The 6000-nt window shown below is 71.9% G+C and carries 5 protein-coding genes and 1 pseudogene; 1 reads left to right on the plus strand and 5 read right to left on the minus strand.

The window, feature by feature from the left end; genetic code table 11:
- Nucleotides 1-27: 27 nt before the first annotated feature.
- Nucleotides 28-1389, minus strand: coding sequence for a Pup--protein ligase (gene pafA, locus ACZ4FH_RS33035; protein ID WP_383645526.1), 1362 nt, complete (start codon nt 1387-1389; stop codon nt 28-30).
- A gap of 9 nt (nt 1390-1398) precedes the next feature.
- The gene (locus tag ACZ4FH_RS33040; RefSeq protein WP_467309459.1) at nt 1399-2661 is read right to left on the minus strand and encodes an MFS transporter; all 1263 of its coding nucleotides are present in this window, start codon (nt 2659-2661) and stop codon (nt 1399-1401) included.
- A gap of 133 nt (nt 2662-2794) precedes the next feature.
- Here ACZ4FH_RS33040 and ACZ4FH_RS33045 point away from each other — a divergent pair, with 133 nt between their 5' ends.
- On the plus strand, nt 2795-3832 hold the full coding sequence (locus ACZ4FH_RS33045) for a LacI family DNA-binding transcriptional regulator (protein WP_467309460.1): 1038 nt from the start codon (nt 2795-2797) through the stop codon (nt 3830-3832).
- 57 nt (nt 3833-3889) lie between these two features.
- On the opposite strand, the gene prcA is transcribed toward ACZ4FH_RS33045, so the two are convergent.
- From prcA to ACZ4FH_RS33060, 3 genes and pseudogenes are all read right to left on the minus strand, one after another.
- Complete coding sequence (gene prcA / locus ACZ4FH_RS33050; RefSeq protein ID WP_467309461.1) at nt 3890-4744, minus strand: proteasome subunit alpha; 855 nt, start codon at nt 4742-4744, stop codon at nt 3890-3892.
- A 59-nt stretch (nt 4745-4803) separates the two neighbouring features.
- Nucleotides 4804-5652, minus strand: a complete 849-nt coding sequence (gene prcB / locus ACZ4FH_RS33055; protein ID WP_383645514.1) for a proteasome subunit beta — start codon at nt 5650-5652, stop codon at nt 4804-4806.
- Nucleotides 5604-5795 (minus strand): annotated as a pseudogene (locus ACZ4FH_RS33060) (endonuclease domain-containing protein); the annotation flags it as partial. The pseudogene ACZ4FH_RS33060 and the gene prcB, both read right to left, overlap by 49 nt.
- Between the last annotated feature and the right edge of the window lie 205 nt (nt 5796-6000).

Genomic DNA, 6000 nt, shown 5'->3' on the forward strand with positions numbered 1-6000 from the left:
GGGGCCGGGGGACGGCCCGGAGTGGTCTCACATACCCGCGATCAGCTTCTCCACCCTGTCGTCGACCGAGCGGAACGGGTCCTTGCAGAGCACGGTGCGCTGCGCCTGGTCGTTGAGCTTGAGATGGACCCAGTCGACGGTGAAGTCGCGGCGCTGCTCCTGGGCCCGGCGGATGAAGTCGCCGCGCAGTCGCGCCCTGGTGGTCTGCGGGGGCACGGACTTGCCCTCGAAGATCTTCAGGTCGTTGCAGACGCGGGCCGCCTGCCCCTTGCGCTCCAGGAGGTAGTAGAGGCCGCGGCGACGGTGGATGTCGTGGTAGGCGAGGTCTATCTGGGCGACCCGCGGGTTCGACATCGTCATGTTGTGCTTGGCCCGGTACCGCTCGATGAGCTTGTACTTCATGACCCAGTCGATCTCGGTGTCGAGCCGGTCGAGGTCCTGGGCCTCGATGGCGTCGAGCGTGCGGCCCCACAGTTCGAGCACGCGCTCGACGTTGCCGGTGCGGATGCCGCGGCGGTCCACGAAGTCCACGGCCTTCTCGTAGTACTCGCGCTGCACCTCGATGGCGGAGGCCTCGCGACCGCTGGCCAGGCGGACCTTGCGCTGCCCCGTGATGTCGTGGCTGACCTCGCGGATCGCCCGGATCGGGTTCTCCAGCGTCAGATCGCGCATCACCGTGCCCGCCTCGATCATGCGGAGCACGAGGTCGGTGGCCCCGACCTTGAGGAGCATCGTCGTCTCGGACATGTTGGAGTCGCCGACGATGACGTGGAGGCGGCGGTAGCGCTCCGCGTCCGCGTGCGGTTCGTCGCGGGTGTTGATGATCGGACGCGAACGGGTGGTCGCGGAACTGACGCCCTCCCAGATGTGCTCGGCACGCTGGCTGACGCAGTACACGGCGCCCCGGGGGGTCTGCAGCACCTTGCCGGCGCCGCAGATCAGCTGCCTGGTGACGAGGAAGGGAATGAGGATGTCCGCGAGCCGGGAGAATTCTCCGTGCCGGGCCACGAGGTAGTTCTCGTGGCATCCGTAGGAGTTTCCCGCGGAGTCGGTGTTGTTCTTGAAGAGATAGACGTCGCCCGCGATTCCCTCCTCGTGCAGGCGGCGCTCGGCGTCGACGAGCAGGCCTTCGAGAATGCGCTCACCGGCCTTGTCGTGGGTGACCAGTTCGGTCAGGTTGTCGCATTCGGGGGTTGCATATTCCGGATGCGATCCCACGTCGAGGTAGAGGCGGGCGCCGTTCCGCAGAAAGACATTGCTGCTGCGGCCCCATGACACAACACGGCGGAAGAGGTAGCGCGCCACTTCATCAGGGGACAGTCGGCGCTGTCCCCTGAACGTGCACGTGACGCCGTACTCGTTCTCCAGCCCGAAAATGCGGCGGTCCATGACTGAACATTACGCCTGATGGCCCGAGCTGAAACCGGGTTCGACGGCACCGTTTCGATCATTTTCCGATCCTCGCACCGCGACGGCAGTACGCCCGGGAGCTGCGAGGACCTTTCCGGTGGCCAGCAGGACGAGCAGCGCGGCCACTCCCCCGGCGCCCGCGACGGCGAAGCTCCACGAGGTCCCGCCCAGTTCCACGGCCGGGCCCGCCACGGCCGTGCCGGCCGCCGCGCCCACCCCGAAGGTCGTCACCAACCAGGAGAACGCCTCGGTCACCGTGCCGCGCGGGGCGTGCCGGTCCACCACGATGAACGAACAGGCGACGGCGGGGGCGAGGAACACTCCGGAGACCGCGGCCAGCGCCGTCATCGCGACCGGCCCCGGGGTCAGCACCAGGGGCAGATAGCCCAGCGCCAGCAGCGCCACGATCACCCGGAGCCGGCGCTCGGGCGCCCCGGACCACTGCCGCGCCCCGTACACGGCCCCGCCGATCAGCGCCCCCAGTCCCAGCGCCGCCATCAGCCAGCCGTAGACGGACGCGCGGCCGTGGTCGTCGGCGTAGGCCACGCCCGCGACGGTGATCGAGCCGAGCGCGAGCCCGACGAAGAAGAACGAGCCCAGCAGGGCCAGCAGCCCGCGCGAGCGCAGGGCGCCGAGCCAGTGCGCCTCGCGCGGGGCGGAACGCCACTCCCGGGAGGGCCGGGAGACGACGACGGAGAGGGCGCCGAGGACGCCTATGGCGTTGATGACGAGCAGGGCGGCGGCCGGGGACCAGAGGGAGACCAGCAGGGTCACCAGCAGCGGTCCGACGGTGAACATGACCTCCTGGGCCACCGCGTCCATGGCGTACGCGCGGTGCACCCGCTGTTCCTCGCCGCCCAGCACGCTCGGCCACAGGGCCCGCAGTCCGCCCTCCAGCGGCGGGGTGAAGAGGCCGGCCACGGTCACGGCCGCGTACGCGAGCGGCAGCGTCCCGAGCCCGGCCGCGGCGAGGAGGGCCATGCCGAGGGCGGAGACGACGGCGGCCGGGAGCTGGACCCGGGGCTGCCCGTACAGGTCGACGGCCCGGCCCAGCAGCGGCTGCCCGACCGCCGTGGCCAGGCCGTAGACCGCGGCGAGCGCCCCCGCGAGGGCGTAGCTGCCGCCCTCGGCGCGGATGAACAGCACGATGGCGATGTTGGCGGTGCCGTTCGGCAGCCGGCCCACCAGGGTGCCCGTCAGCAGCCGGGCGGCATGCCGCGCCCGGAGGATGTCCAGATATCCCGCGGCCATGGCCCGCCCCTCTTCCTGGGAGCGCCGGTCGGAGCACCCGAAGTTTTACGTATAACTTCCGGGTTCATACGTACCATGAGGCCAGTCCGCAGGTCCACCTCAGCGCGCCTGCCCGAGCGGCCCGGAGGCCCGCGTGACCACCCCAGCACCGCCCGGCCCGCCCCGCCCCACCAGTCGCGACGTGGCACGGGCCGCCGGTGTCTCCCAGGCGACCGTCTCCCTCGTCCTCGGCGACAAATGGCGCGGCCGGGTCTCCGAGGCCACCGCGGGCCGGGTGCGGGACGCCGCCCGCGGGCTCGGCTACCGGCCCAATCTCGCCGCCCGAAATCTGCGGCTCGGCCGCACCCGCACCGCGCTGCTCGTCGTCCCCGCGCTGACCAACGAGTTCTTCGCCCGTGTCTACACGGGTGCCGCCGCGGTCGCCGCCGCCCATGAGTTCGGGGTGGTCCTCTACCCCTCGCCGGACGGGGTCGGCCCGGCCCGGGACCCCTTCGCCTCGGCCCGCGCGGCCCTGGACGGCGTGATCGCCTCCTCCATGGCGGCCGACGCGCTCGGCGCCCTGCACGGGGCCGGGCTCCCCCTCGTGATGCTCGACAGCGATCCGGCCGCGCCCGGTCCCGCCGCCCGGGTCAACCTGGACATCGCCGACGGCATGCGGCAGGTGATGGACCATCTCCTCGGGCTCGGACACCGCCGCTTCGTCCACCTCGCCTCGGCGGTCGGCTCCTGGACCTTCGCCGTCCGGGCCCGCGCGCTGCACGAGGCGGTGCGCGCGGTCCCCGGCACCGAGGTCGTCACCGTCCCCGCCGCACTGGACGTCCGGGCCGGACGGCGGGCCGCCGAGGAAGCCCTGGCGGGCCCGGGACCGCGCCCCACCGCGCTGGTGTGCGACGACGACATCCTGGCCGCGGGAGCCTGCAAGGCGGCCCGGCGGCTGGGACTGCGGGTCCCCGACGACCTGTCCGTCACCGGCTTCGACGATCTGGCCCTGGCCACGGCCGTGGAACCGGAGCTCACCACGGTGCGGCTGCCCGCCGAGGAGGTCGGGGAACGCGGGATGCGCGCCCTGCTCGCCGTGCTGGACGGCCGGCCGGCAGAGACCGGCAGCCTGCCCGTGCGGCTGGTGGTCCGGGGCTCCAGCGCGCCGCCACCGGTCCGCCCCACCGCATGACGGTGCCCCGGCCCGCCGGAAGGGCGGACCGGGGCACCACGGGCCGGGGCGGGCCGGCTACTCCACGTCGCCGCCCGAGTCGGTGGACCCGCCGGCGTCGGGGGCGGCCTTCTTCTTGTCCGTGCCGCCGGACTCCGGCGTGGCCGCGGAGGTGTCCGCGCCCTCGCCGTCCTCGGCGTCCGACGGCGCGTCCGTGGGCGTGGAGCCCGCACCGTCGGCCTCCAGCAGCCGGGCCAGCTGCCGCCCGACGATCCGCTTGAACTTGCGCTGCTGCGGTCGCGTGCGGTCCAGGACCGCGACCTCGAGACGCTCCGCGGGGATCTCCCGCTCGCTTCCGTTGGGATCGCGGGAGAGCGCCTGCACCGCGAGCTTCAGCGCCTCGGCGAGCGACATTCCGTCACGGTGCCGCTGGTCCAGGAAGGTGCTGATCTGCTCGGCGTTGCCGCCGACCGCGACCGAGCCGTGCTCGTCCACGATGGAGCCGTCGTGCGGCAGCCGGTAGATCTGGTCCCCCTCCGGCTCGGCACCCACCTCCGCGACCACCAGCTCCACCTCGTACGGCTTCTCGGCCGCACTGGAGAAAATGGTGCCGAGCGTCTGCGCGTAGACGTTCGCCAGTCCACGCGCCGTCACGTCGTCGCGGTCGTAGGTGTATCCGCGCAGATCGGCGTAGCGCACGCCGCCGATGCGGAGATTCTCGTACTCGTTGTACTTTCCGGCGGCGGCGAAACCGATCCGGTCGTAGATCTCGCTGAACTTGTGCAGCGCACGGGACGGGTTCTCGCCGACGAACACAATGCCGTCGGCGTACTGCAGCACAACCAGGCTGCGACCACGGGCGATGCCCTTCCGGGCGTATTCCGCCCGGTCGGCCATGGCCTGCTGAGGTGAGACATAGAACGGCGTCGACACCGGCTATCCGTCCCTTTCTGTCAGTGGCAGGAGCATCGAAGAAGCCAGGGAACGGGACGTCAGAGCAGCGCGGCGCGGGGGCCGTCGGGGTGTTCCAGCCGGCGTTCCAGAATCGAGCGGGCGATCTCCGAGGATTCCGCCTCGGGCAGCCTCCGGAAACCCTCCTCGGTGATGACGGTGACGATCGGATAGATCCGCCGGGCGACGTCCGGGCCACCGGTCGCCGAGTCGTCGTCCGCCGCGTCGTACAGCGCCTGCACGACCAGCGTCAGCGCCTCCGCCTCCGTCAGGTCCTCGCGGTAGAGCTTCTTCATCGAGCCCCGGGCGAAGATCGAGCCGGAGCCGGTGGACGCGTAGCCGACGTGCTCCTCGGAACGCCCGCCGGTGACGTCGTAACTGAAGATGCGGCCCCGCTCGCGGTCCACGTCGTACCCGGCGAAGAGCGGCACCACGGCCAGCCCCTGCATGGCCATCGCGAGATTGCTGCGGATCATGGTGGAGAGCCGGTTGGCCTTGCCCTCCAGGGAGAGCTGGGCGCCCTCGACCTTCTCGAAATGCTCCAGCTCGAGCTGGAAGAGCTTGACCATCTCCACGGCCAGACCGGCCGTACCGGCGATGCCCACCGCCGAGTACTCGTCGGCCGGGAAGACCTTCTCGATGTCGCGCTGCGCGATCATGTTCCCCATGGTCGCCCGCCGGTCACCGGCCAGGACGACGCCGCCGGGGAAGGTCGCCGCGACGATCGTCGTGCCGTGCGGCGCCTCGACGACGCCGCTGGTGACCGGGAGCTGCCGGTTGCCCGGAAGCAGCTCGGGCGACTGCGCGGACAGGAAGTCCATGAAGGAGGACGATCCAGGCGTCAGGAAGGCTGCTGGTAGACGCCCGGTGCTACGAGTGTTGGCTTCCACGCGTTTCCCTCCAGGTAAGCGATGGCCCCGCGCAAGGTGTCAGGAGCGTCTGCCAACTTGCCTACGGCCGAATTGCAGTTGAAGCACCGTATGCCACGGACCCTACCCGTCCGAGGGCGGTGATCCACATGTGTGGCGGAGGCATTCGGACCGATCGCCCGGTGCGCGCCGTGGGGGGGGGGGGGGGGGGCGCCCCCCCCCCCCCCCCCCCCCCCCCCCCCCCCCCCCCCCCCCGGGGGGCGGGGGGGGGCCCCACCGCCGTCCGGTGCGCCGGTCCCGGGGCTCAGTGGTCGCGGCGGCCCACCGCCAGGACGGACACGGCACAGGCCGCCGACAGCCAGAGTGCGC

This window comes from Streptomyces sp. NPDC024555 (genome assembly GCF_055559335.1).